This window comes from Paraburkholderia dinghuensis (genome assembly GCF_003837865.1).
GTDB classification, from domain to species: Bacteria; Pseudomonadota; Gammaproteobacteria; order Burkholderiales; family Burkholderiaceae; genus Paraburkholderia; species Paraburkholderia dinghuensis.
The window spans coordinates 285,050-311,411 of sequence record NZ_RQIS01000004.1; the positions used below are offsets into that span (position 1 = coordinate 285,050).

Sequence of the window (26,362 nt, forward strand, 5' to 3'; positions counted from 1 at the left end):
TATGTTGGTGGCGCGCGACCATTGTCATTTTGATACAGATACCGCGGGCCACCATGTTTCCTACTCATTCGTTTGCGCCTCTCCAGATTCGAGGCCGTCGTCTCCTGCCCGTCGTACAGGGCGGCATGGGCGTCGGCATTTCGGCGCACCGCCTCGCGGGCAGCGTTGCCCGCGAAGGCGCCGTCGGCACCATCGCGAGTATCGACCTGCGGCACCACCACGCCGATCTGATCGACCTCTGCCGTGCGGACCCGTCCCATGAAACACTCGCCGGCGCGAACTTGACGGCGCTCGCGCGCGAGATCGCAGCGGCCCGCAAACTCAGCGGCGGTAACGGCATGATCGCCGTCAACGTGATGAAGGCGGTCAGCGCCCACGCAGACTATGTGCGTGCCGCCTGCGAAAACGGCGCCGACGCGATCGTGATGGGTGCGGGCCTGCCGCTCGACCTGCCGGACCTCACGCAGGGCGTCGATATCGCGCTGATCCCCATTTTGTCGGACGCGCGCGGCGTTGCGCTCATTCTCAAGAAGTGGATGAAGAAAGGCCGGCTGCCGGACGCCATCGTGATCGAGCACCCGGCCCACGCGGGTGGTCACCTGGGCGTCACCGACATCGACGACATGGGCAATGAACGCTTCGCCTTCGATCGTATCTTCAAGGAACTCGAAGAGGTTTACACCTCGCTGGGCATCACGCGCAAGGACGTGCCGTTGATCGTCGCCGGTGGTGTCAACAGCCACGAGGCCGTGCGCAAGTGGCTCGAAGCGGGCGCGGACGGCGTTCAGGTCGGCACGCCCTTCGCCGTAACTGAAGAGGGCGATGCGCATCCCGACTTCAAGCGCGTGCTCGCGGACGCGAAGCCCGAAGACATCGTCGAGTTCGTGAGCGTGACGGGGTTGCCCGCGCGCGCAGTCAAGACGCCCTGGCTCGAACGCTATCTGCGCAACGAAGCGCGCGTGCGCGCGAAGATCGGCTCGCTCAAGCTCGCTTGTCCCACTGGTCTCGAATGCCTTTCGGTGTGCGGCTTGCGCGACGGCATCGAAAAATTTGGTCACTTCTGTATCGACACGCGGCTTGCCGCTGCGCTGCGCGGTGACGTGCAGAACGGGCTCTTCTTCCGTGGCCGCGAATCGTTGCCTTTTGGCAACGCGATCCGCAGCGTGCGCGACCTTCTGGAGCTGCTTCTGACCGGTGCAGCGCGACCCGCAGTCGCATGCAGGGCGGCCTTTGCGCTGACTTGACGGTTCGCAAGGTTTCAATGAGGTCTGCCCCCGACAATTGACAATGTCTTACAGACAAGACCATACCAACGGGGCAAACCTTAAATGAAACAGCAACTGAAGTCTGTCGCGGCAGCCGCCGCAATCGTCCTCGGCGCCGCTTTCGCAGCGGCTCCTGTCAGTGCAGCCGATGCGTCCACGGATACACCCGGCACCGGCATCCACGCTGGTGACATCCTCGTGCGTCTGCGGGCGATCGCCATCATGCCGCAGTCCAGCACGAGTTCGGGCAGCACGCTCAACGCAATCAACGCCCAAGCCAACAACGCCATCGTTCCGGAACTGGACTTCACGTACATGTTCACGAACAGCATCGGTGCGGAGTTGATCCTCGGTACGTCGCGCAATCAGGTCACATCGAACATCGGCCCGCTCGGCGGCGTCGGCGTGCTGCCGCCTACGCTGCTGCTGCAGTACCACTTCAATCACGCGGGCAAGGTGCGCCCGTACGTCGGCGCTGGTATCAACTACACAATTTTCTACAACAACGGCCTGCACGCGGGCTCCACGCCGGTTTCGATCGATAACCACAGCTTCGGTCCGGCGCTGCAGATGGGTATCGACATTGACGTCGCCAAGAACGTGTTCATCAACGCAGACATCAAGAAAATCTGGATGCGCACGGGCGCTTCGGCCGGTGGCACGTCGCTCGGCACGCTCTACATCGATCCGCTCATCGTGGGCGTTGGTGTCGGCTACCGATTCTGAGGCTCACCCCAGATGAAAAAAAGCGCCGGTTTCACCGGCGCTTTTTTCTTTTGGGCGTGCCGGCAGATCAGGTGCGGCGTTTCTGGAAGCGCATTGCCGTGCCTTCCCGCTCGATACGCACCCAGACTGCGCGCTTTTCCTCGTCGGTCATGAAGACCCAGTTGGAAACCTCCAGCGCGGTGCGCCCGCAGCCTTTGCAGATTTCGTCGAAAAGCGTCGAACAGACGCCTATGCACGGACTGTCGGGGAGGTCGTGGAGGTTGGATGCCATCGGAAAGGGGTCTCGGGCGGAAGGTCGGGCGCTGCGGCACGGCCGTACAGATAAAATCCCCGCTATGTTAGCCGATGCCAGCGCGGGACCGGCTGATTTATCGAGCCTGGGACCTGGGCTGGCTCGCTTGCCGGCGTGGTGGGTACACCGCCTTTGCACGCGCGTTCAGGTTTTGCGGGTTGGCGGTCGCCGACATCCCGTTCAAGTGCGGGCGCGGGGGCGAGCAGGCTGCCGCTGCCTGTCCTCCCGCCGCCGGGCCTCCGGACGGCTTGCCGTGAAATAACCGGTAACGCTCGCCGGTGCACGGCCGGACCACGCCAGGTCTGGCGTCGCACGAAAACAGCACGTGCGTTTTTTTGGTGGACACGCGCGCAGAACCGGCTAAAATTGCGCGCGATTTACCTACGGAACGGGCGCAGACACAGGTCTGTCCTGTCCGCGCGACGGAGCAGCGGTCTTTGTCGTCCGGCACTTTTGATGGTAGGTTGCGTAAGTCAGAGGGGGGCCGCGCCGGGCGCGGCATGATGCGAGGCAGATGGCCGCTACGGATCGGCCGGGATGGGAGAACGGAATGAAAAAGCAGGTTGTGGCTCGACTGGCCGCGCTGGTGCTCTGTGCGGCGCCGTGGGTGGCGTCAGTGGCGAAGGACACGCAACTGAACGTGTACAACTGGTCCGATTACATCGCCCCGGACACGATTCCGAACTTCACCAAGCAGGCGGGCGTCAAGGTCAAGTACGACAACTACGACAGCGACGACACGCTGCAGGCCAAGCTGCTCGCAGGCAATTCGGGCTACGACATCGTCGTGCCGACCAGCAACTACGCGGGCAAGCAGATTGCCGCCGGCATTTTCGCGCCGCTCGACAAGTCGAAGATCCCCAATCTGAAATACCTCGATCCGCAGCTGATGGCGCTCGTCGCCGGGGCGGATCCAGGTAACAAGTTCGCGGTGCCCTGGGCGTACGGCACGACCGGGCTCGCGTTCAATGTGACGAAGGTCCAGTCAATCCTCGGCAAGGACGTGCCGCTCGACAACTGGGACATCCTGTTCAAGCCCGAGTACATCTCGAAGCTGAAGACGTGCGGCGTATCGGTCCTCGACGCGCCTGACCAGATGTTCGCAGCCGCGCTTCACTATATGGGCAAGGATCCGATGTCGACGAACCCGGCCGACTATAAGGCCGCGCTCGAGATGATGAAGAAGATCCGGCCGTACATCACGCAGTTCAACTCGTCGGGCTACATCAACGATCTGGTCGGCGGCGACATCTGCTTTGCCTTCGGATGGTCCGGCGACGTCGTGATCGCCAAGCACCGCGCGATCGAGGCGAAGAAGCCGTACAAGGTCGAGTACTACATCCCGAAGGGCGGCGCGCCGATCTGGTTCGACGTGATGGTGATTCCGAAGGACGCCCAGCACATGGAAGCCGCGCACGAGTGGATCAATTACATCGAAACGCCGCAGGTTCACGCCGCGATTACGAATGCCGTCTTCTATCCGAGCGCGAACGCGGAAGCACGCAAGTACGTGAAGAAGGACATTGCGGACGACCCGGCCGTCTATCCGCCGCCCGAGGTTCTGAAAACGCTGTTCCTGCTCAAGCCGCTGCCGCCCGAGATCCAGCGTCTGCAGACCCGCCTGTGGACCGAGTTCAAGTCGGGCCGCTAAGAAGAGGCACCGACGCGTTACCCCGAGCCCCCGGCAGACCCGCCGGGGGCTTTGTTCGTCAACACCCGTCCAGCGCAATTCCGTACAAGGCAGGGCAGAGAGAATCATGAGTGACCAGTCGAGCGCACCGGCCGCGGCCGGCGTGCTGCCTTCGGGCGCATCCACCGCAGGGACCGCTGCGGACAATTTCGTGCAGGTCGTCGACGTCGTGAAGAAGTTCGGCGAGACGACGGCCGTGAAAAACGTCAATCTCGCGGTCAGGAAGGGCGAGCTGTTTGCGCTGCTCGGCAGTTCGGGCTGCGGCAAGTCCACGCTCCTGCGCATGCTCGCGGGCCTCGAGTCGATCACGTCGGGCAAGATCCTGATCGACGGTGAGGACCTCGCCACGCTGCCGCCGTATCGCCGGCCGGTCAACATGATGTTCCAGTCTTACGCGCTCTTCCCGCACATGACGGTCGAGTCGAACGTCGGGTTCGGGCTGCGCCAGGAAGGCGTGAAGAAGGGCGAACTGCAGGACCGCGTCGCGGCGGCGCTCGAACTCGTGCAGATGTCACGGTACGCGAAGCGCAAGCCGCACCAGCTTTCAGGCGGCCAACAGCAGCGCGTCGCGCTCGCGCGCTCGCTCGTAAAGCGCCCGAAGCTGCTGCTGCTCGACGAGCCGATGTCGGCGCTCGACAAGCAGATCCGGCAGCGCACGCAGATCGAACTCGTCAACATCCTCGAGAAGGTCGGCGTCACGTGCATCATGGTCACGCACGACCAGGAAGAGGCAATGACGATGGCTGGACGTCTCGCCGTGATGAGCGAAGGCGAGATCGTTCAGCTCGGCACGCCGAACCAGGTCTACGAGTACCCGAACAGCCGCTTTTCCGCGGAGTTCATCGGCTCGACGAATCTGTTCGCCGGCAACGTCGTCGAGGATGAACCCGATCACGTCTACGTCGAGTCGCCGGAACTGCCCGTGCGCCTGTATGTGAACCACGGCATCACGGGCCCGCTCGGCATGCCCGTGACGATCTCGGTGCGCCCCGAGCGCATCGCGCTTACGCGCAAGCCGCCCGAGGGGACCTACAACTGGGGCCGTGGTGTCGTCATGAACGTCGCGTACATGGGCGGCTACTCGCTCTATCACGTCAAGCTCGATTCCGGCAAGACCGTGGTCGCGAACGTGTCGAGCCTCGCGATCTCCGAGATCGAATCGCCCGCCTTTGGCGACGAAGTCTACGTTCGCTGGAGCGCGTCTGCCGGCGTGGTGCTGACGTCATGACCGCGACGCTGAAGAAAATTGCGAACTGGCCAGTCAAGCGCTTTAACCTGACCGGCAGCACGGCTGTCGTGGCGGGGCCGTTCTTCTGGCTGTTGCTGTTTTTCCTCGTACCGTTCGTCCTGGTCGTCAAGATCAGCTTCGCGGACCAGCAGCTCGGTATTCCGCCGTACACGCGACTCGTGTCGTTCGCCGACGGCGTCCTGCATATTGCGCTCGATCTGTCGCACTACGCGTTCCTGTTCCAGGACAGCCTTTACTTCGCGACGTACGTGAATTCGGTGGTCGTGGCCGGGATCTCCACGCTCCTGTGCCTCCTGATCGGCTATCCGATGGCGTATTACATCGCGCGCTCGAAGCCGGGTACGCGCAACGTCCTCATGATGGCGGTGATGCTCCCGTTCTGGACGTCGTTCCTGATTCGTGTGTACGCGTGGATCGGCATCCTCAAGAACAACGGACTACTGAACAATTTCCTGATGTCGACCGGCTTGATCCACACGCCGCTCGAGCTGTATCACACGAATACGGCCGTCTACATCGGCATGGTGTATTCATACCTGCCGTTCCTCGTCATGCCGCTTTACGCGCACCTCGTGAAGATGGACCTGACGTTGCTCGAAGCCGCCTACGATCTAGGCGCGAAGCCGTGGCGGGCGTTCGTCGAGATCACGCTGCCGCTTTCGAAGAACGGTGTCATAGCGGGCTGCCTGCTGGTGTTCATTCCGGCCGTGGGCGAGTACGTGATTCCTGAGCTGCTCGGCGGTGCGAATACGCTGATGATCGGTCGCGTCATGTGGAACGAGTTCTTTGACAACGCCGACTGGCCGATGGCCTCCGCGGTGACGTGCGCGATGGTGCTGCTGCTGCTCGTGCCGATGGCGCTGTTCCAGCACTATCAGGCGAAGGAACTGGAGGGGCGCGGACGATGAAACCCAATCGTGTTCTGCAGTTCATCGCGCTCGGTCTTGGCTTCGCGTTCCTTTACATCCCCATCGCCAGCCTGATCGTCTATTCGTTCAACGAGTCGAAGCTCGTGACGGTATGGACGGGCTTTTCGACGCGCTGGTACCAGGCGCTCCTGACCGACGACGAACTCATCACTGCCGCGTGGCTGTCGCTGCGTATCGGCTTGTTGACGGCGTTCGCGTCGGTTGTGATCGGGACGTGGGCCGGGTTCGTGCTCGCGCGCATGGGCCGGTTCCGCGGCTTCACGCTCTACACGGGCATGATCAACGCGCCGCTCGTGATTCCTGAGGTCATTCAGGGCATTTCGCTGCTGCTGCTTTTCGTGGAGATGGGCAAGCTGTTCGGCTGGCCCGCGGGGCGCGGCGTGTTCACGATCTGGATCGGTCACGTGATGCTCTGTATCTCGTACGTCGCGATCATCGTGCAGTCGCGCGTGCGCGAACTGAACCCGTCGCTCGAAGAGGCCGCGCTCGACCTGGGCGCAACGCCGTTCAAGGTTTTCTTCACGATCACGCTGCCGCTCATCTCGCAGGCGCTCGCCGCGGGCTGGCTGCTGTCGTTCACGCTCTCGATCGACGACCTGGTGCTTTCCGCGTTTCTGTCGGGTCCCGGCTCGACAACATTGCCACTCGTCGTGTTCTCGCGCGTGCGTCTGGGGCTGAACCCGGAGATGAACGCGCTCGCGACGCTCTTCATCCTCGTCGTAACGATAGGCGTGGTGCTCGGCAACTACTTCATGCAGCGCGCCGAGCGCAAGCGCATGGCGATGGCCGTCTGAACGAAACGACGTCCTCAATACGCAAAACGGCGCGCGGGCAGTTCTGGCCGCGCGCCGTTTTTCATGGTGCAAAGCGTTACGGGGCGAGCCGGTAGCCCATGCGGAAGCCGCCCCAATGTCGCCCGTTCACCATGATCGGCGCCGAAGCATCCTTCATCATCACGAAGTTGCCACCACCCATGTCGCGCCGATAAGTCTGCAACAGGAACGGTTTCGTGTGCGAGCCCGCGGCGCGGCCGGCACGGTCGTTGAAAATGCGGTGATTTCGGCAGTTCGCGGCATTCCAGACGGGATCGTCGCGCTGCGGCTGCGAGAACTTGCGATTGTGCGTCGGGATATAACCGCGCGGATCGATCGCGACGCAGAACGCCACGCGCGGATCGAAGGTGAGGAGCGGCTCGAGTATCGGGGGCAGCACGCGATCGGTGAACGCCGTGAAGCGTGTGATGTGCTGCTGCGGATTCGTGTTGGGCTCCGGCACATAGACGTTGTCGAAGAGGTCCGCGTCACTGATGTCGCCGCGCGCGAGCGCCGCCTCGAACAGCTTGCCGACCTGCGCCGCCGCGCGCTGCACGGCGTCGACGAAGCGTGTGTCCTCGGTTTCGACGCCGGTGGCTGCGCTCAGTTCGATCAGCGTTTCGGAGACGTCGAGGAGCCGCCCGAGCTGATCCTTCGCCTGCGCGAAATTGCGGCTCGAATCTTCGACGCCGTTCGCCATTTCCGCCACCTGCGTTTCAAGCCCGTCGCATTTCGCTTCGATTTCACCGGTCAACTGTGCGATCTGGCCGGCGTGCTCGTCGAGCTGCGTAATCGCATCGCCGGTGCTCTGCATGGCCGAGCCAATCGTGCGCGTGCCTTCGCGTACACGATGCGCTCGATCGGTGTTGGCGTTGCCTTCGACGATGAGCTGCTCGGTTTGCTGTGTCAGTTGCGCGAGCGTTTGTTCGATCTGGCCCGTGGCAAGGGCGGTTTTCGCCGAGAGGTTCTTCACCTCCGACGCCACGACGGCGAAGCTTTTCCCCGATTCGCCGGCGCGCGCGGCCTCGATGGCGGCGTTCAGCGCGAGCAACTGAGTTTGCCGCGCGATTAGCGAAATTTCCTCGGATACCTTCGAGACATGCGCGAGTGCGCTGCGCAGCGCGCCGATCTGGCTTGCGATGACGGTCACGCCTTCGACGAGCCCGTGGATATCCGCGAGCGAGTCGTCGATGGTCCGCTGTGAACTCTGCACCGTGGCCGCCGTCTCGCTGCTGACCTCGCGCATCGCGCGCGCCGCAGCGGCAATCTGGTGATTTCCCGCAAGTGTGTGCGCTGCTGATTCGCGCAGGGCATGGCAGACGCCGGCCTGATTCTGCACACGCACGGCCACTTCGTCGACGTGGCCGGACACGTCGCAGATTTCAATGCCGAGGCGGCCTGCCTGTGCGGCGATGTCGCCGATGATGGCAGCCGATTTGCCCGAGCGGCGGGGGCCGCGCAGGCGCAAACGCGAAAGTGACATCCAGTGTCTCCTTGCCCGTAAGGGTCGGTGGGCGGGAGCCCTGTCACTTATGCGAATGACCGGCTCTCTGAACCAATTAACGGCGTGAAACGTGGAAGACTTGAGCGTGCAGAGTGCCGCAGGGCTATGATCGTGGTCGCGGGCGGAAACGGGCCCGCTGTGGGAGCGCGATGATCGAGGCAATGCTGTACGGGGGCGCCATCGGGGCGCTCTGGCAGCAACTGGTCCAGCTATGGGAGCTGATCGTGATGGTCCTTCGCTTCTTGTGGGGACTGCTGCGGCTTCTGGGCGGCGCTTGACGCCGCTGGCAGGGCGGTTGCATGGTGCCGGTGCGTATCGGATAGAAGCGCGGATAAAAGCGCGGATAAATGCGAGGGTAAACGTGCGGTTAGGTCCGCCGAGGCAAGAGCGGTGAATCCACGAGACGCGACCGGATTCGATAGACGTTGCACGTGCAAGCGCGTGTGACATCCTGGAAGGGCAGACGATGAACCACGATTCCACCCGGCGTTTCACCGACCGGGTAGCCGATTACGTCAAGTACCGGCCGACCTGGCCGCGCGAGCTGACGACCTTCGTGCATGCCGAATGCGGCGTCGCACCGGGCGCGCGCGTGGCCGATATTGGCGCGGGTACGGGCATTTCCTCCAAGCTCTTTCTCGACGCGGGACATCCGGTCGTGGCGGTCGAGCCGAACGCCGCGATGCGCGACGCCGCAGACCGTCTGCTTGGCGGCTACGAGCACTATCTCAGCGTGGCGGGCACGGCGGAGGCCACGACGCTCGACGACGCCAGTGTCGATCTGGTGACGGCGGCACAGGCTTTCCACTGGTTCGACAAGGCGCTCGCGCACCGCGAGTTCGCGCGCATCCTCAAGCCGCGCGGACAAATCGTACTGTTCTGGAACAGCCGCCTCGTGGACGGCTCACCGTTTCTCGCGGGCTACGAGGCGCTGCTGCGGCGCTTCAGCCCCGACTATGCGGGTGTTGCCGCGACGTATCCGGGCGACGCCCCCGGCGACACGTCAATGGCCGACTGGTTCGGCGACGGCTTCGAGCGCAAGACCGTCTTTCCCAACGCGCAGATGCTCGATTTCGACGGGTTGCGGGGGCGGTTGATGTCGTCGTCGTACGCACCGAAGCCCGGCGATCCTCGCCACGAGCCGATGCTGGACGCGCTCCGCACGCTGTTCGATGAAACGCAGCAGGACGGCCTTGTGAATTTCGCCTACGAGACGCGTGTCTACGCAGGGCGGCCGCAGCGCTAGCGTCCGAACTCGTAGTCGCTCTCGCGCACGCGGCGCGTCCTGTGCCGGAACGCGAACGTGAAGCCCGGCCATAGCGCGGTGTTCTTGCCGTGTTGCGTCTGGTACCAGCTATGGCAGCCCGATTGCCAGACCGTGCGGGCGAACGTCTGCTGCAGACGTTCGTTGAATGCGCGCTGGACCTCGGGGCGTACGCTCATCGTGCGTGCGCCAGAGCGTTGCAGCACACGGATGCAGTCGGCGATATAGCGCACCTGCGACTCGATCATGAACACCATCGAGTTGTGTCCAAGCCCCGTGTTGGGGCCGACGATCAGGAACAGGTTCGGATAGCCCGCCACGCTCACGCCGAGAAAAGCCTCGGGGCCGTCGCGGCGCCACGCCTCGCCCAGGTCCGCGCCGCCTGCGCCCGTCACGTGAAACGGCGCGTCGACGTCGTTCACCTGGAAGCCCGTTCCGCAGATGATTGCGTCGAGCACACGGTGCGTGCCGTCGGCCGTGACGATGCCATCGGCCACGACTTCGCGTATCGGATCGTTCACGAGCTCGGCGTTCGGTGCAGAGATCGCCGGATAGTAGTCGGACGAGAGCAGCACGCGCTTGCACCCGAGCAGATAGTCCGGCGTGAGCTTTGCGCGCAGCGCGGGGTCTTCGACCTTGCGCCCGAGGTAATCACGCGCGAATCGGGTTGGCCGCTTGAGCAGCCGCAGATCGACGACGAAACCGAGCGCGCGCGATTCGTGTTGCCAGTAAGCTGCCGCGCGTGCGATGCGTTGCGCCAGCGGTACGCGCCGATAGAGCGTGCGCATGCGCTCGCTGATCGCGTGGTCACCGCGCGGCATGATCCACGGCGGGGTGCGCTGGAACACGGTCAGTCGTGCGACGCGCGGCTGGATGTGCGGCACGAACTGGATCGAACTTGCGCCCGTCCCGATCACGCCTACGCGCTTGCCGTCGAGCGCGTAGCGATGGTCCCAGCGCGCCGAGTGAAAGAGCGCGCCTTCGAAGCGATCGAGACCGGCCAGATCGGGCAGTGCAGGGCGCGAGAGCGGCCCATTCGCAGCGATGAGCAGATCGGCGATGATCTCGAGCGTCGCGCCGTCACGTTCGATTTCGATACGCCAGATGCGCTGCGCTTCGTCGAAACGTGCGGCGAGTACGCGCGAGCGGTACGAGATAAATCGCTCGACATCGTACTTGCGTGCGCAATGCCGCAAATAATCCAGGATTTCGTGTTGCGGCGCGAATGCGCGTGTCCAGTGCGGATTGGGTTCGAACGAAAATGAATAGAGGTGCGAAGGAATATCGCAGGCGGCGCCTGGATAGGCGTTGTCGCGCCAGGTGCCTCCGAGGTCGGCAGCGGCCTCGTAGACCGTAAACGATTCGATACCCATGCGTCGCAGGCGGATCGCCATGCCGATGCCTGCGAAGCCGCTGCCTACGATTGCGATACGCGGCGTTTCGCCGGGTCGAAAAGCCATGAGCGGTTCCCCTGGAACGGTTTCGCGATCGTTGCCGCGCGTCGATGAAAAACGGGCTCCGCGAGGGAGCCCGTTGTGCGGATTATCGTCCTGTCTCGTGGACGCTTGAGAAGCTTACGAGTTGCCCCAGTCGTCGGAGCTGTCGTTACTTCCGAGGTCGACGCCGCCGCCCGAGCCATCGTTCCAGTCGTTGGAACCCTGGCCGAAGTCGACGCCGCCGCCATCGTTGCCGCGCTGGATACGTCGGCCGTCTTCGTCGACCAAAACGTCGCGTTCGATCACGCGGTCACGGCCGTGGCCGAGCGCTTCGCAGAGCAGCACCCCGGTCAGCAGTCCGCCCATACCGCCCATGCCACCACCACCTTGCTGCACGATGACCTGCTGCGGTTGCTGTGGCGGATACGGCGTCTGTGGCTGGCGACCAAACGCGGCATCGGCTTCGCGCGAGTAGGCCGAATCACTTCCGTAAGCCGGGGCCGCGGCGGGCTGGGCATTCGGATCGGGACGGCCTTCGGCGCGCGCCTTGAGGCTGGCGAACTGACGCTCCAGGTCCTCGACCTGGTATGGCGGCACGGGGTTCGCACTGTTGGAAAGCGTCTCGACGAGGCTGCGCAACTGGGCTTCCAGACCTTCGACTTCTTTTTCGAGCGCCTCATGGCCCGGCAGGGTCGACAACTTCACGTCGAGCTTGAGCGAGCGCACCGAGTTGAGCAGGTCGGTAGCGCGCTTGAGTTGCTCGCGGCGGTCGTCGCCGGCTTTAGCGTCTTCATTCGATTTCGCGCGGCGCAGCGTCCAGCGCAGCACGAGCGCAACGCCGAGCAGCACGATCGCAATGCCAATCCAGGCGCCCATGCCCGGACCGTGGCGCTGCGGCACCGAGACCGTCTCGACCTGCTGCGCAAACGGGTTATCGGCGCGGTTCGTGGTCACGGCGCCGGCACGCCCTGCATTGGCGCGGATCATCGCTTCGACCTGGGCGAAGCGTTGCGGCGTCGTGAAGCTCAGTTGCGGATCGAGTGATCTGGCCTGCTCGACCTGCGCCAGCGCGTCGCTGTACTGGCCTTCGCGGTAGAGCACCTGCGCGTAGAGGTAGTGAGCATGCGCGTTGTTCGGGTGCGCCTGCAGGACCTCTACGAGGCCGGAATCGGCACGTTGCCAGTCGCCTTGCGACATGGCGGATTCGATCTGCTGCGCGGTGGGCACCGCGAACGCTGCGACGCTTACGAATGCAAGCGAGGCGAGGGCGGCGGCGAGATACTTTTTCATGTTGCAGCCGGGCGGCTTGACGCCCGTCTCCATGACAATCGGGTTGGGGAGGCGACATGCATCGAGTGCGGCGCCGCCTCCAGACACCCCGGCGCGTTATTGCGCCGGCGTGTTCAACTGCTTCTTGAGCGCTTCGAGACGCTCGTCCACGGACGGGCCCTTGTTCAGCGCGGCGAGTTTGTCGTCGAGCGCCTTGCCGCTCGACGTGTCGGCGCTATTCAGGCGTGCGTCCGAGCGTGCGTTCGACAGATCGACCTTGTCCTCGAGTTTCTGGAAATCGGCCGAGAGATTCTTTCCGCCGATGCCGCCGAGCGCCGTCGCCGCGACGTCCTTCGCCTGCGCGATCTGCTGCTTCGCCTGCAGGATATTCGAGCGTGCGTTGAGGTCGTTGCGGCGCGAGCGCATATCGTCGATTTGCTGCTTCAGTTGATCGACCGACGGTTCGAGCTTCGCGAGTTCCGCGGCGAGCGCATCGCGCTCGGCTTCGGCCGTGGACTGTGCGCCGAGCGCTTCGCGCGCGAGCGTTTCATCGCCCGACTGCAGCGCGCGCTTTGCGCCTTCTTCGTATTTCTTCGCCTTGTCGGCGGCCACATCGCGCTTGCTTTGCTGGGTCGCGACCTGCGCCTGGATCTCGACGAGTGCGTTCTCCGCCTTCCCGATGCTGTCGTCGAGTTCGCGCACGATCTGGCGTGCGTCGCGCGACGGGTCCTGCACCGAATCGGCGGCGTCGTTCAGCAGGCCCTTGAGCGTGCGTGAGATGGAGTCAAAAAGCGACATGAATTTCTCCGTGAATTGAATCGGCCGCGATGCGCGGTTCGCCTCGTGCGGCGTCGTGCCCGCTGTCGCCAGCTTACGCCGCCCGGCACGAGTCGCGCATGCGCCGCGAAATTGGGGACGCGGCCCGTCGATTGCAAGAGCGCATTCGATCGTACGCTGAATGGTTCGGCGAGCCACGAGGCGCAACCCGGCCGGCATCGATCGCGGATATTACACCACGCGCCCTCTTAAAAGGGACTTAAAGGAACGGCCGCCTGGATGGCTATGCGAACGTGCGCGTTCACGCAAATTTGCCGTTCTCGGGCGCGCCGCCGCGCTCATCATGGTACGCGTCCGCGTCGCGGCGCGAGCGCCTGGCCCGCGTGGCGGGCGCAACGCTTGGCGACCGGAACGGTTCTTCGCCGATAGCATGCGCAGCATCGGGGGGCGTTGGGGTGTTCAGCCGTGCAGCCACCTGGGCGACTTCATCTGCGGTGCTGCTGACGTCGTGGCCGGCGGCTACGACCGAAGGCGCCGTCGAGGCTTGTGTTTCGGCGGGTGTCGTTGCGGTGTTGCGCTCTGCCGTCGCTTCGGTCAGCGCAACCTCGTCTTGCGTCTCGACCGGTGAGGCCACGAGCCCGGCTTCCTCGCGGGGAACCACGGTAACGGCAGGCCGCAATGGACTCGCGCGCCGCTCGCGCAATGGCTTGGCGGCTTTGCGCAGTACCTGCGCGAGTGCATCGGGTTCACGCGGTGCGTTCAAGCGGTCGACAATGCTTGCGGCTTTCACCTGGTCACTCGTCGCGCCGAACGCGAGTACGGCGCGGCGCATCAGCTCGCTGATGCTGATGCCGAGCTCGTCGGCCGAGGCCGATATCGCGCGCTTTTGCGCGGGTGTGACGAAGACGACGATGCGTTCGCTAGGCTTGTTCATGATCGGCTGTCAGGTCGGCCTCGGGTCCCGGAACGGCTACGGCTCGATTGCATCGGGTCGCTCGCGGGTCGCGTGCTTGATCGATGACAGTCGCATATCGGCCGGGCGGGATGTGCCGCAGTTGTCGAGACGGAAACCATAATACGGCCTGACGCGCGATGCGCAACGCTCAGGTGTATGGGTCTCGGGGCGCATGACGCAAGAATATGCTGGCGATCTGGGCGAGCGATGCATTTTCTGGTGGTGAACCGGGACCAGTCTGAAAACCTTTTGCGAAGAACGCCCCGGATGGCGCAAAGAGCCGCCTTTCGCGCCGAAAATGCGGGCGGGACGACACTCGCGCCAGTCGACACATCAGGCGCATGAGGATTTTTTTACAAAAAATCCCGTTCTGTCCCCCGCGAATTATTTAGAATGCGCTGTTACATTGCACGATGGCGCGCCACATTGTGTGCGGCGCGGCCGGACGGGGGCGTTGCCGGTCGCATTGCGGCCACCGGCACAAGCAGGCACAAGCGTGCACAAAGCCGGCGCTACCGCCAGCCGCATCGACGCCGTGACGCCATGACCACGATCTGTGTGTGCGAAACGCGCAGCGCGGCGCACGCCGGACGGGCCAAACTTTCCAGCCATGCCAATTATCAAACGACCGCCTTCTCCGCAGTACCCGAACGACGATCGGGAGCCTTCCTTCCACAACGGATCCCCTGGGCTACAGCAGCCGGAGCGCCACACGACCTCACGTGACGGCGCCGGACGCGCTCGCTCGCTTGGCGGGTCGGTCGCACTCTGGTTCGTCGGGTTGATCGTGACGCTGCTCGCGGTCGGCGCGTTGATCCTCGGCTATGGGCTTGTCGTGATGGGGCCGCAGTTGCCTTCTCTCGATGCGCTCACCGCGTATCACCCGAAGGTGCCGTTGCGCGTCTATACCGCCGATCACGTGCTGATCGGCGAGTTCGGCGAGGAGCGCCGGCAAATCGTGCGTTTCAAGGACATTCCCGACGTGCAGAAGAAGGCGGTGCTCGCGATCGAGGACTACCGCTTCTACGAGCACGGCGGCGTCGACTTCGTCGGCATTCTGCGTGCGGGCGTGTCCGACGTGATGCACGGCGGCGCGTCGCAGGGGGCAAGTACGATCACGATGCAGGTCGCGCGCAACTTCTTCCTGTCGAGCGAGAAAACCTATACGCGCAAGATCTACGAGATGCTGCTCGCCTACAAGATCGAGCGCGCGCTCACGAAGGACCAGATTCTCGAGCTGTACATGAACCAGATCTATCTGGGGCAGCGCGCCTATGGCTTTTCGGCGGCGGCGCGCGTGTACTTCGGCAAGGACCTGAAGGACATCACGCTTGCGCAGGCCGCGATGCTCGCGGGTCTGCCGAAGGCACCGTCTGCGTATAACCCGATCGTCAATCCGCGCCGCGCGAAGATCCGCCAGGAGTACATCCTCAAGCGCATGCTCGATCTCGGCTACATCACCCCGGCACAGTATGATGAGGCGATCAAGGAGCCGATCGTCACGAAGAACTCGGGCAACGAGTACAGCGTTCACGCCGAGTACATCGCCGAAATGGTGCGGCAGATGATGTACGCGCAGTACAAGGACGAGACCTACACGCGCGGCCTGACGGTCACGACGACGATCGATTCCGCCGATCAGGAAGCCGCCTACAAGGCGGTGCGCAAGGGCGTGATGGATTACGAGCGCCGCCACGGCTATCGCGGTCCCGAGGGCTTCGTGCAATTGCCCGCCGACGGTGGCGACCGCGACCAGGCCATCGACGATGCGCTCACCGATCACCCGGACAACGGCGAGATCGTCGCGGCCGTCGTCACCGACGCGAATCCGCGCGCGCTCAAGGCGCAACTGCTCGACGGCACGACGATCACCGTGAGCGGCGACGGCCTGCGCTTCGCAGCGAACGCGCTTTCGCCGCGCGCAACGGACGCCCAGCGCATCCGGGTGGGTTCGATCGTGCGCGTGCTCCCCGACGACAAGGGCAACTGGCAGATCACGCAACTGCCGCAGGTGGAGGGCGCGCTTGTGTCGCTGACACCGCAGGACGGTGCTATCCGCGCGCTCGTCGGCGGCTTCGACTTCAACAAGAACAAGTTCAACCACGTCACGCAGGCCTGGCGCCAGCCGGGCTCGAGCTTCAAGCCGTTCATCTATTCGGCGTCGCTCGAAAAGGGCCTTGGACCGGCGACGATCATCAACGACGCGCCGCTGTACTTTCCGCCGAGCACGCCGGGCGGCGACGCGTGGGAGCCGAAGGACGACGACGATCCGCAAGGCCCGATGCCGATGCGCCTCGCGCTCCAGAAGTCGAAGAACCTCGTGTCGATCCGCATCCTTTCATACATCGGCGCGAAGTACGCGCAGGACTATGTGACGCAACGCTTCGGCTTCGACGTCGACAAGACGCCGCCGTATCTGCCGATGGCGCTGGGTGCCGGGCTCGTCACGCCGCTGCAGTCGGCGGGTGCGTATTCCGTGTTCGCGAATGGCGGTTATCGCATCAATCCGTATCTGATCGCCGAAGTCGACGATGCGAATGGCCAGCCGGTGCTGCGCGCCCAGCCGCTCGTCGCGGGCCAGAACGCACCGCAGACGATCACGCCGCGCAATGCGTACGTCATGAACAGCCTGCTGCACTCGGTGGCGACGGCCGGCACGGGCGCTGGCACGAACGTGCTGCATCGCGACGATCTGCAGGGCAAGACCGGCACGACCAACGATGCAAAGGACGGCTGGTTCGCCGGCTATCAGCGCACGCTCGTGGCGGTCGCGTGGATGGGCTACGACCAGCCGAAGAGCCTTGGCAGCCGCGAATTCGGTGCGCAGCTCGCGTTGCCGATCTGGGTCGAGTACATGCAGCGCGCGCTGCGCGGCGTGCCGCAGCAGCAACAGCCGATGCCGGACGGTGTGGCGTCGATCGGCGGTGAGCTGTACTTCTCGGACATGACGCCGGGTAGCGGCTTTATCGCAAGCATCGGTCTCGATGCGGCGAATCCGGCGGGGGGCGTGACCGATGCCGTTGGCAGCACGGGGCCGGGCGGATTGGCAACGCCGAGCGTCACGTCGACAGAAAAGAAGCAGATCATGGATCTGTTCGAGTCGAACAAGCCCTGAGGGGTGGGGACTTCGCTAGCAGCTGCAAAAGCGGCGCGTCGGCAACGGCGCGCCGCTTTTGTTTGGTGGTGACGGTGTCTGCCGTGAGACCAAAGCAACAGCTATTCGCCGGCCGGATCAATTAATCTGCACTGCGAATTGTTAAGAGGGCGCCGTAACGAGCTCAGAAACTATCGTGATAGCCCAGACCAACCATCGTCCCACGCTTGTCGCGGTTATACGCGACGGCCCAATGCATGGCCCATGCGTCGGTCAGGGCGCCGACGGCATCGGCAAACAGATCCTTGTAAGAGAACCCATTGCCGCGGCAGGTGCCATCGTAGATTTCTTTCGCCAGTCCTGGCACGGTGCCAATCATCGTGCCATAGACGACCGGATGGTCGGTGTCGCGCGTGATCCAGCCGCCAAACGCGCCGAATGGCAGCGATACGGCAAAGTGCTCCAGCTTGTCGGTGCCGGTCCAGCTATCCGACGTTGTGGTACGGAAGCCGCCGTGCGAGGTGTTGCAGTCGTAACTGGCGTGGGCGGTGGAACTCAATGCCAGCGCGAGTGCGAGGCCGAGACTCTGTTTGAGGAGGCGGGGCATGAGCGTGAGGTTGTGCTATAGCGACGCCGCCGCCAATGCCCGACACGAGCCGGTGGACGGTAGCGCTCTCCGATTAAACTGTTTGTATGAATGAGTAGTAATGCGAACTAATTTGCCGAATCAAACGTGTTCGGCGGTCGCAGTGTAGCAGCGTTGTCTCGAAAATAGTCTTACGAAATTTCTGTCGGAAACACGCGCGGGTGGCAGAGTCGCGGTTCAGGGGCGCTCAGCCATTGCGATCGCCTGGCTGAGCGTTCGACGTACTGCACGTCTGGGCGGGGTGGGAGATCTGTGCGAGGCGATGCCGCTATCGAGGCGCGCGGGCACACGCCGCTTCCAATGCGTCCTCCAGCCGGTCGTTGCCCCAGAACATCTCGTTGTCGACGAAGAAGGTCGGCGCGCCAAATATGCCACGCTCGCGCGCCTCACGAGTCGCGTCGCGCAGCCGCTGGCGATTGGGTTCGGCGAGCGCGTCTTCGACGATACGTTGCGCGGGCAGACCAAGCTGCTCGAGTACCTCGATCACGGCATCGGGCGTATCGACTTCCCGATCCTCGCCGTAATTGCGGGTCATGATTGCGCGGCACCAGGCGGGCATCCACGGTTCGTCGGCGCCCAGCACGGCGATGCGCGTCGGCAGAACGGCGCGGCGCGGGAACACCGTGGGCTGCTGCCACGGAATGCCGTACTTGCGGCACTGACGCAACATGTCCCGCCAGACGTAAGCGCCTTTTTCCTTCTGCACGACAAACGGCGGTCCTTCCCAGCCGAGCGCTTCGAAGACCGGGCCGATCAGGAACGGCCGCCACTGCACGCTCACGTCTGCGTGCTGTGCGGCAGCCTCGATGCGCATCACGCTAAGGTAGCTGTAGTTACTGGCGAGGTCGAACCAGAATTCGAGGTCGGGCGAGGGCATGGCGGCATCTCCATTTCGATGGCCGCGCCTGCGTGGCTAAGCGGCGATTTCGATCATACTGCGCGCGACCGCTCGCGACTACTCGGTTGCCACGGCTGCCTTGCTGGACGCATCGCTTGACGAACTCGCGGCGTTTGCTGCCACGGGCGGGCTGCCCATCGCCTGGAAGAGCGCGGCTGTATCGGAGAGCCGCGAGCCGCGATAGCGGATCTCGTCGAGTTGTGCGTTGCGCCATTGCTGCTCGCTCTGCCGAACAGCGTAGTACGGTACCGCGCCCAACCGGTAGCGCGCGTTCGTCTCTTCGTAAACGCCCGCGGACGAGCGCGCGGAAAGGCTGGCCGAATCGAGTGCCTGCGCGTCGTGTTCGAGCGCGGCGAGCTGGTCGGCGACGTTCTGGAATGCCGCGAGCACCGTTTGCTTGTACGACGCGTTCGCCGCGTCGTACGACTGCAGCGCCGCGCGCCGCTGCGCGAGCAGCGCGCCGCCATGAAAAATCGGTTGCGTGAGCGATGCGCCGATGACCCACAGTGCACCCGCGCCGGACGTTACCGCGGGCCACGAGAAACCAGCCTGTCCGAGTGCGCCCGACAACGTGATACTCGGGAACATCTGCGCAGTGGCCGCCCCGACGTCGGCCGCTGCGGCCGTGAGCGCCGCGGCGGCGGCTTCGACGTCAGGCCGCGACTTCAGCAGCTCCGACGGCACCACCACAGGCACTTGCGCCGGCAGCGTGAGGGTTGCGAGATCGAGGTCGGGCGGCGCCGCGTCGGGCGTGCGGCCGAGCAATACGGCGAGCGAGTGGCGCGTCGCGCTCAGTTGCTGGCGCAGGACAGGCAGCGTTGTCGCGATCGACGCCGCGCTTTGCTGCGCGCTGAGCATGTCCGTGTGCGAGGCGGCGCCCAGCGCGTAGCGCTTCGCCAGATCGTCGGCCTGTGCGTTCGCGAGCGCGACGAGCCGCTCGGTCGTGTCGATTTGCGCGTGCAGCACGGCCGCGCCGATCGCCGCCGCCACGATGTTGCCCGCGAGCGAGCGCCGCGCGGAGTCGAACTGGTAGGCCTGCAGATCGACTCGCGACGCCAGCGCAGCGTTATTCAACCGCGTCGCGCCGAAGAGATCGAACGTGTAGCGGACCTGGACCAGCCCCGCGAAGAGGTCGGTTTCCAGCCCGTTGAAACCCAGTTGCGGCACGCCCGGCACGCGCTGATGCTGCGCGATACCGAGTGCATCGACGGTCGGCAGCAGCGAACTGCCGATCTGGCCGCGCAGTTGCTCGCGCGCCGCCTGCAGGTTGTGCTCGGTCGCGGCGAGGTTCGGGCTGTTGCGCAAGCCTTCGTCGACGAGCGAGTCAAGTGCGTCGGAACCGTACAGCGTCCACCATTGCGGCACTGGCTTCGCACCCACCACGAACTGCTGCGCGACGCCCTGCGCGGCGACGGTTTGCGCGGGCTGTGGCTCTACGCCATAGTGGGCGGGCTCAGGCATTTCAGGCGCCTTGCCGCCCGGGCCCCACGCGCAGCCTGCGACGTTGAGCGTGACGAGGGTGACAAGCGTGACGAGCGGGACAAGCGCCGCCGCTCGGGCGCACGTCGAGCGCACGGGCGATCCGCGCGTGCGTTTCATCGTGATCGTCGCGGACCGTTTCATGTTGCATTCTCCGCGTTGGGGCGGGGTTCGTCGGTTTCGCTGCTACGTACGCGGAACGCCGCGGCGTAGAGCGCCGGCAAATAGAAGAGCGTGAGCACGGTGGCGGTCGTGATGCCGCCCATCAGCGCGGTCGCCATCGGTCCGAAGAAGTTCGAGCGCAAAAGCGGAATCAGCGCGAGCACGGCCGCTGCCGCGGTCAGCGTGATAGGCCGGAAGCGCCGCACGGTTGCGCCGACGATGGCGTCGATGCGCTTGTGCCCGTCGCGGATGTCGTGCTCGATCTGGTCGACGAGAATCACCGAGTTGCGCATGATGATGCCGAACATCGCGATCACGCCGAGCATCGCGACGAAGCCGAACGGCTCGCGGAACAGCAGTAGCGCGAGCACCACGCCGATCAGGCCGAGCGGCGCGGTCAGCACCACCATCATCACGCGCGCGAAGCTCTGCAACTGGATCATGAGCAGCGTGAGCACGGCGATCACGAGTATCGGCATCTGCGCGAAGATCGAGGCCTGGCCCTTCGCGCTTTCCTCAACGGAGCCGCCCACCTCGATGCGATAACCCGTCGGCAACGTAGCGCGGACGGTCTGCAGTTTTCTCCCCACGGCGTTCGTCACGTCGATGCCCTGCGCGCCGGCCTTCACGTCCGCCTGAACGGTGATGGTGGGCTGCCGGTCGCGCGACCAGATCACGCCGTATTCGAGGTCGTTGACGAGGTGGCCGAGCGAGCCGAGCGGCACGGGGCCGTTGGGCGTCGGCATCGCAATGCTCAGGAGGTGCGCGGGATCGACGCGCTCCGCAGCCGGCGCGCGCAGGTCGACGCTGATGAGCTTGTCGCGCTCGCGATACTGCGTGACCGTGTAGCCCGAGAGCGTCATCTGCAGGAAGTTCGCGACGTCCTCCGACGATACGTTCAACTGACGCGCCCGCTGCTGGTCGATCTCGAAGTGCAGCGATCGTTCGGCGGGTTCGTCCCAGTCGAAATTGACGTTGTCCGTGCGCGGGTCGTCGCGCATGGTTGCGGCGACGCGTTCCGCGATGCCGCGCACGACGGCGATATCGTTGCCGCTCACGCGGAACTGCACCGGATAGCCAACGGGCGGCCCGTTTTCCAGACGCGAGAGACGCGTGCGAACGGCGGGGAACTCGTTGCGCAGCTTCCCGGTGAGCCACGTTGCGAGCTTTTCGCGATCCTCCACAGACTTCGCCGTGATCACGAATTGCGCGAAATTCGGCTGTTGCAGTTGCTGGTCGAGCGGCAGATAGAAGCGCGGCGCGCCAGTGCCGACGAAGTTGATCGAATGGTCGATCTCGGGGCGGCCCTTCAGGGCGGCTTCGAGCCGCTTCGCCTCGCGCAGCGTGGCGTCGAACGAGGCGCCTTCGGGCAGGCGCACATCGACGAGCAGTTCCGGCCGGTCGGAACTCGGGAAGAACTGCTGCGGCACCAGCGTGAAGCCCGCGAGCGCGATTACGAAGAGCAAGACGGTGATGCCGAGCACGATCCAGCGACGCTCGATACACCAGCCGATCAGGCGCCGGAACCGGCGATAGAAGCGGGTATCGTAGATGTCGTGTTCGTGGCCGTCGGGTTCATGCGCGGCGCGTTTGCGCTCGGGCAGGAGCCGGTAGCCAAGGAGCGGAATCAGCACCACGGCCGCGAACCAGGAGGCGATCAGCGCGATCGCCGAGACCTGAAAGATCGAGCGCGTGTACTCGCCCGTGCTCGATTTCGCGAGCACGATCGGCAGGAAACCCGCGACGGTGACGAGCGTGCCGGTGAGCATCGGAAAGGCGGTGCTCGTGTAGGCGAACGCGGCTGCGCGCGTGCGGTCCCAGCCCTGTTCCAGCTTCACGGCCATCATTTCGACGGCGATGATGGCGTCGTCCACGAGCAGGCCGAGCGCGAGCACGAGCGTGCCGAGCGAAACCTTGTGCAAGCCGATGTCGAACAGATACATGACGAGCGAGGTCACGGCGAGCACGACGGGGATCGAGATGACGACGACCATGCCCGTACGCACGCCGAGCGAAACGAGGCTCACGAGCAGCACGATGCCGATGGCTTCGGCCACGGCCTGAACGAAATCGTCGACCGAACGCGACACCGCTTTCGGCATGCTCGACACTTCGACGAGCCGAAGACCCTCAGGCAACCCGTCGCGCAGTTGTGCTACGCGTGCATCGAGCGCCTTGCCGAGACGGATCACGTCGCCGCCGGACTGCATCGTGATGCCGATGCCGAGCACGGATTTTCCTTCGAAGCGCATCTGCGTGGCGAGCGGTTCGTCGTAGCCGCGCCTGATCGTGGCGATGTCCCCGAGACGGAAGCTGCGCCCGTTCACGCGGATCAGTGTGTCGGCGAGCGCCTTCAGGTCGGTGAACTGGCCGCTCGGGCGCACGAACACGCGGTCGTCGGCCGTGGTCAGCGTGCCGGCGGGCGAGACGCTGTTCTGTGCACCGATGATCTGCCCGATCTGCGTGGGCGAGATGCCGAGCCTGGTCAGTTGCGTGTTCGGGATCTCGATGAAGATGCGCTGGTTCGGATCGCCGAAGTAATCGACCTTGCCGACGTCGGGTACGCGCAGCAGTTCTTCGCGCAGGGTGTCGGCGTAATCATGCAGTTGGGCCGGCGAAAACCCGTCGCCTTCGAGTGTGTAGATGTTCGTGTAGACGTCGCCGAATTCGTCGTTGAAGAACGGCCCCTGTACGCCCGGCGGCAGGGTTGCCGCGATGTCGCCCGTTTTTTTGCGCACCTGGTACCAGGTTTCCTTCACCTGGCTCACGGGCGCGGAGTCCTTCATCGTGAAGAACACGAGCGACTCGCCGGGGCGCGAGTAACTGCGCAGGAAGTCGATGTGCGGCGTCTCCTGAAGCTTGCGGCCGATCCGGGTCGTCACCTGATCCTCGACCTGGCGGGCCGTCGCGCCGGGCCAGAAGGTCTGGATCACCATCACGCGGAACGTGAAGGGTGGATCTTCGGACTGCGAAAGACGTGTGTAGGAGAGGGCGCCGAAAAGCGTCGCGAGCACGATCACGAAGACCACGAGCGCCTGATGCCGCAGCGCCCACGCCGACAGGTTAAAGCGCCCCTCTTCGTGGGGCGTGCTCATGACGCGAAGTCCTCAGGGTGGAGCGGCGGGACCGGGCGCACTTTCTGGCCCGCAGTGACGGTGTGGACGCCCTGGACCACGATCTGATCGTTGTCGGCAATACCGCTCGTGACGGTGATCGTGCGTGCGTCGTAGCGCGCGACCGTGACGCGGCGCAATTGGAGCACGTTGTCGGGCTTGCGCACGACCCAGATCGCGGGCGCGTTGCCGTCATGGAAGAGGGCCGTGGCGGGGATCGTAAAGGCCGCCTGCGCACCGCCGCGATTCGCCGCGAGCACGACGTTGGCACTCATGCCGAGCCGCACGGCTGCGTCCGGCTGTTCGAGCGTGAATCTCACGCGCCAGGTGCGGCTTGCGGGATCGGCGGCGGTCGCGACCTCGCGCACCTGCGCCCGGTAACGCTTGCCCGGAAGCGCGGGCAGGCTCACCTGTGCCGTTTCTCCAATGTTGATGCCGTGGATGGCATTTTCGGGCAGGTCGCAAAGTACGTCGACGCTGCCTGACCACGCCAGCTGATAGACGGGCTGACCCGACTGCACGTTCTGGCCGGTATCGGCGTTTTCGGCGGTGATGGTGCCTGCGTGATCGGAGACGAGTTCCGTATAGCGGCGCTGGTTCTCGGCAAGCGCGAGCTGTTGCTCGGCCTGGTCGCGTTGTGCTGCCGCGGACGCGAAAGCGTCCTGCGTCTGCTCGAGCTGCGCCCTGGCGATCAGGTTGGCCTCGGCCTGCGCCGTGTCGCGCTCGAGCTGCTGTTTCGCGAATACAAGGCGATGGCGCGCGGCGTCGACTTGCGCGGCGGCGCTTGCGGCGTTCTTGTCGTAGTCGACCGGATCGAGACGCGCGAGCACCTGGCCTGGCTTGACCGTATCGCCGAGGCGCACAGTGCGGTCGATAATCTTACCGTTGACGCGGAACGAGAGCGGCGTCGAATAGCGTGCATCGACTTCACCGGGGTAGGTTGCCGATGCGGCGCTCTCGTCGGGGTGCACGGCCATCGAGACGACGGGGCGCGGTTCGGGCGGCGCGGAAGCCCGCTTTTCGCACGCGGCGAGTGCGAGCACGCCACACAAGGGCAGGAGACCGGCAAAACGGCGCCACCGCGAAAACCACTGCACGCCACTCGATGACCCACTGGATTGCCCGCGCATCCGGTTCGATGCGTCACGACTGCGATGATTCACATGAACCTCGACTTGCATGGTGCGCACGCCCGCGCTTCGTATGAGCGTGGACGCGGCGCCGCTGGTATCCGCTGGACCCGAAAAGCACGGGCGAACGGGCATTGACTACAGATGACGCTTCGAATTCTAATACACAGTTGTATCCGAATGCAAAATCGTATTGTCAAATTGTTTCAGTGCTAGACTGTCGCGATGAACCGTATACGACTCACCCGCGAGCAAAGCCGTGACCAGACGCGCGAGCGCCTGCTCGATGCGGCGCACGCCATCTTCATGAAAAAAGGATTCGTGGGAGCGAGCGTCGAAGATATCGCGTTTGCTGCGGGCTACACGCGAGGCGCGTTCTATTCGAACTTCTCTAGCAAGGCGGAACTGCTCGTCGAACTGTTACGGCGCGATCACGAGGCGATGCAGGCCGATTTGCGCGCGATTTTCGAGACAGAAGCGACGCGCGAGGACATGGAATCGCGCGTGATTGCGTACTACAGCCGCATGGCGCAGGACAACAAGGGGTTTCTGCTGTGGGTGGAAGCGAAACTGCTGGCTGCGCGCGACGCTCGCTTTCGCACGCGTTTTAATGCGTTCATGAAGGAAAAACGCGACCAGCTTGCCGCCTACATCGAGGAATTTTCGGCGCGTGTCGGCACGCCCATGCCGCTTGCGGCCGATCTGCTCGTCATCGGCCTGATCGGCCTGTGCGACGGCGTGCAGTTTCTCGCGATGGCCGATCCGCAGCAGATTACGCCGCCTGTCGTCGAAGAAGTGCTGGGCCGGTTTTTCGCGCGTGTGGTGTTCGGCCGCGACGCCTGAGCCGGGTGTTCAGCTGCCCTTACGAGCCGACGCCGGGGCTGTAGTTGCTGCCGATCAGCTGCGTGACGGACGCAACGTCCTGATAGTCCTGCTCAGGCATGCCGTCCAGTATCGCCAGCACTTCGTTGCTCGCGCCAGCGCTACGCGCGGCGTCGATGAGGCCTTCTTTGTTGGCCGGCCAGCGCACCTCGCGCAACACGTCGGCGAATTGCAGGTCGATGGGTTCGTCGGGGATGCGGGATGCGGACATGCAGGGGTTCCTTGGCCCGGCGGGCGCGGGGTATGAGTTCTCAATCGGATCGTGTCACACCGGGAGCATACACAATCCGTTTCGGGTGCCGCCGCGCTACGTCGCTCATGTCTGCTGGTGCAGTACCGGGGTGAGCGCGCGGTCGAGGCGCCTCGACTTTGGCAGGGTCACGTATTCCCAGTGTTCGGGGCCGATCGTCCTCGCGACTGGCACGTCGGGCGCGGGCGGGGCAACCGGGACGTCTTCGGCACGGAACGGCAGAGGCGCACTCCCGTGATAGACCGGAACTTCCTGTGCTGTGCGTACCGGCGCAGCGAAGCATGATGCCGACAGCAGCACGCTGGTCATCAGTGTCGAGGCTTTCATCGCTCGACCTCCTTTCCATGCAGCCCTAGGGCTGCAGCAAACGCCGTGCCGCTCCCGGGCGGGCGCCACGCGGCTTCCGCGCCGACCGCGTCCGGCTGGCGCGCGGCATCGCTCCTGCACGCGGGCGGGGTGTTTGCCCCGCATTGACGTACCGGAAGATGCAACACTTACATCATGGCAGCAAATCGACCAGTGCGTCGCGAACATGCGTGC

At 64.4% G+C, this 26,362-nt stretch carries 22 protein-coding genes; 9 read left to right on the forward strand and 13 right to left on the reverse strand.

The window, feature by feature from the left end; translation table 11 throughout:
- Positions 1-53: 53 nt before the first annotated feature.
- Entirely contained in the window at positions 54-1,244 is a 1,191-nt protein-coding gene (locus D1Y85_RS07645) for an NAD(P)H-dependent flavin oxidoreductase (protein ID WP_124150446.1), read from the forward strand.
- An 84-nt stretch (positions 1,245-1,328) separates the two neighbouring features.
- Positions 1,329-1,991, forward strand: coding sequence for an OmpW/AlkL family protein (locus tag D1Y85_RS07650; RefSeq protein ID WP_124150447.1), 663 nt, complete (start codon positions 1,329-1,331; stop codon positions 1,989-1,991).
- 67 nt (positions 1,992-2,058) lie between these two features.
- On the opposite strand, the gene D1Y85_RS07655 is transcribed toward D1Y85_RS07650, so the two are convergent.
- A complete protein-coding gene (locus tag D1Y85_RS07655; protein WP_124150448.1) occupies positions 2,059-2,262 on the reverse strand; it encodes a DUF1289 domain-containing protein in 204 nt (67 codons plus the stop codon).
- Between the two features lie 571 nt (positions 2,263-2,833).
- On the opposite strand from D1Y85_RS07655, the gene D1Y85_RS07660 reads away from it, so the two are divergent.
- From D1Y85_RS07660 to D1Y85_RS07675, 4 genes are all read left to right on the forward strand, one after another.
- A complete protein-coding gene (locus tag D1Y85_RS07660; protein WP_124150449.1) occupies positions 2,834-3,934 on the forward strand; it encodes a polyamine ABC transporter substrate-binding protein in 1,101 nt (366 codons plus the stop codon).
- 106 nt (positions 3,935-4,040) lie between these two features.
- Positions 4,041-5,201 carry an ABC transporter ATP-binding protein gene (locus D1Y85_RS07665; protein WP_124150450.1) on the forward strand — a complete coding sequence of 387 codons (1,161 nt, stop codon included), beginning with the start codon at positions 4,041-4,043 and terminating at the stop codon, positions 5,199-5,201.
- Complete coding sequence (locus D1Y85_RS07670) at positions 5,198-6,130, forward strand: ABC transporter permease subunit (protein ID WP_124150451.1); 933 nt, start codon at positions 5,198-5,200, stop codon at positions 6,128-6,130. The genes D1Y85_RS07665 and D1Y85_RS07670 overlap by 4 nt, the downstream gene beginning before the upstream one ends.
- Positions 6,127-6,945 carry an ABC transporter permease subunit gene (locus D1Y85_RS07675; RefSeq protein ID WP_124150452.1) on the forward strand — a complete coding sequence of 273 codons (819 nt, stop codon included), beginning with the start codon at positions 6,127-6,129 and terminating at the stop codon, positions 6,943-6,945. The genes D1Y85_RS07670 and D1Y85_RS07675 overlap by 4 nt, the downstream gene beginning before the upstream one ends.
- Positions 6,946-7,021: 76 nt before the next feature.
- Here D1Y85_RS07675 and D1Y85_RS07680 read toward each other — a convergent pair whose 3' ends face one another.
- A complete protein-coding gene (locus D1Y85_RS07680; RefSeq protein WP_124150453.1) occupies positions 7,022-8,446 on the reverse strand; it encodes a methyl-accepting chemotaxis protein in 1,425 nt (474 codons plus the stop codon).
- A gap of 487 nt (positions 8,447-8,933) precedes the next feature.
- On the opposite strand from D1Y85_RS07680, the gene D1Y85_RS07685 reads away from it, so the two are divergent.
- The gene (locus D1Y85_RS07685; RefSeq protein WP_124150454.1) at positions 8,934-9,713 is read left to right on the forward strand and encodes a class I SAM-dependent methyltransferase; all 780 of its coding nucleotides are present in this window, start codon (positions 8,934-8,936) and stop codon (positions 9,711-9,713) included.
- On the opposite strand, the gene D1Y85_RS07690 is transcribed toward D1Y85_RS07685, so the two are convergent.
- From D1Y85_RS07690 to D1Y85_RS07705, 4 genes are all read right to left on the reverse strand, one after another.
- Positions 9,710-11,191 carry a flavin-containing monooxygenase gene (locus D1Y85_RS07690; protein WP_124150455.1) on the reverse strand — a complete coding sequence of 494 codons (1,482 nt, stop codon included), beginning with the start codon at positions 11,189-11,191 and terminating at the stop codon, positions 9,710-9,712. The two genes, D1Y85_RS07685 and D1Y85_RS07690, sit on opposite strands and share 4 nt — an antisense overlap.
- A 114-nt stretch (positions 11,192-11,305) precedes the next feature.
- Entirely contained in the window at positions 11,306-12,457 is a 1,152-nt protein-coding gene (locus D1Y85_RS07695; protein WP_124150456.1) for a tetratricopeptide repeat protein, read from the reverse strand.
- 96 nt (positions 12,458-12,553) lie between these two features.
- Positions 12,554-13,234, reverse strand: coding sequence for a PspA/IM30 family protein (locus D1Y85_RS07700; RefSeq protein ID WP_124150457.1), 681 nt, complete (start codon positions 13,232-13,234; stop codon positions 12,554-12,556).
- 280 nt (positions 13,235-13,514) lie between these two features.
- Positions 13,515-14,147 carry a plasmid mobilization protein gene (locus D1Y85_RS07705; protein ID WP_124150458.1) on the reverse strand — a complete coding sequence of 211 codons (633 nt, stop codon included), beginning with the start codon at positions 14,145-14,147 and terminating at the stop codon, positions 13,515-13,517.
- A gap of 631 nt (positions 14,148-14,778) precedes the next feature.
- Here D1Y85_RS07705 and D1Y85_RS07710 point away from each other — a divergent pair.
- Positions 14,779-17,283, forward strand: coding sequence for a penicillin-binding protein 1A (locus D1Y85_RS07710; protein WP_124150459.1), 2,505 nt, complete (start codon positions 14,779-14,781; stop codon positions 17,281-17,283).
- 163 nt (positions 17,284-17,446) lie between these two features.
- Here D1Y85_RS07710 and D1Y85_RS07715 read toward each other — a convergent pair whose 3' ends face one another.
- The 5 genes from D1Y85_RS07715 to D1Y85_RS07735 form a co-directional block, all read right to left on the reverse strand.
- Positions 17,447-17,869 (reverse strand): YfiM family lipoprotein, encoded by a 423-nt coding sequence (locus D1Y85_RS07715; protein ID WP_124150460.1) that lies wholly within the window; start codon positions 17,867-17,869, stop codon positions 17,447-17,449.
- A gap of 307 nt (positions 17,870-18,176) precedes the next feature.
- On the reverse strand, positions 18,177-18,785 hold the full coding sequence (locus D1Y85_RS07720; protein ID WP_124150461.1) for a 2-hydroxychromene-2-carboxylate isomerase: 609 nt from the start codon (positions 18,783-18,785) through the stop codon (positions 18,177-18,179).
- A gap of 78 nt (positions 18,786-18,863) precedes the next feature.
- Positions 18,864-20,429: an efflux transporter outer membrane subunit gene (locus tag D1Y85_RS07725; protein ID WP_246024817.1), complete on the reverse strand. Its 1,566-nt coding sequence runs from the start codon at positions 20,427-20,429 to the stop codon at positions 18,864-18,866.
- Positions 20,426-23,542, reverse strand: coding sequence for an efflux RND transporter permease subunit (locus D1Y85_RS07730; protein WP_124150462.1), 3,117 nt, complete (start codon positions 23,540-23,542; stop codon positions 20,426-20,428). The genes D1Y85_RS07725 and D1Y85_RS07730 overlap by 4 nt, the downstream gene beginning before the upstream one ends.
- Complete coding sequence (locus D1Y85_RS07735; protein ID WP_124150511.1) at positions 23,539-24,690, reverse strand: efflux RND transporter periplasmic adaptor subunit; 1,152 nt, start codon at positions 24,688-24,690, stop codon at positions 23,539-23,541. Before D1Y85_RS07735 ends, D1Y85_RS07730 begins: the two co-directional genes overlap by 4 nt.
- 225 nt (positions 24,691-24,915) lie before the next feature.
- On the opposite strand from D1Y85_RS07735, the gene D1Y85_RS07740 reads away from it, so the two are divergent.
- Positions 24,916-25,533 (forward strand): TetR/AcrR family transcriptional regulator, encoded by a 618-nt coding sequence (locus tag D1Y85_RS07740; protein ID WP_124150463.1) that lies wholly within the window; start codon positions 24,916-24,918, stop codon positions 25,531-25,533.
- Positions 25,534-25,552: 19 nt separating this feature from the next.
- Here the strand turns inward: D1Y85_RS07740 and D1Y85_RS07745 are convergent, their stop codons facing one another.
- Positions 25,553-25,783 (reverse strand): DUF2795 domain-containing protein, encoded by a 231-nt coding sequence (locus D1Y85_RS07745; protein ID WP_124150464.1) that lies wholly within the window; start codon positions 25,781-25,783, stop codon positions 25,553-25,555.
- A gap of 105 nt (positions 25,784-25,888) precedes the next feature.
- Positions 25,889-26,149: a hypothetical protein gene (locus D1Y85_RS07750; protein WP_124150465.1), complete on the reverse strand. Its 261-nt coding sequence runs from the start codon at positions 26,147-26,149 to the stop codon at positions 25,889-25,891.
- Positions 26,150-26,362: the final 213 nt, after the last annotated feature.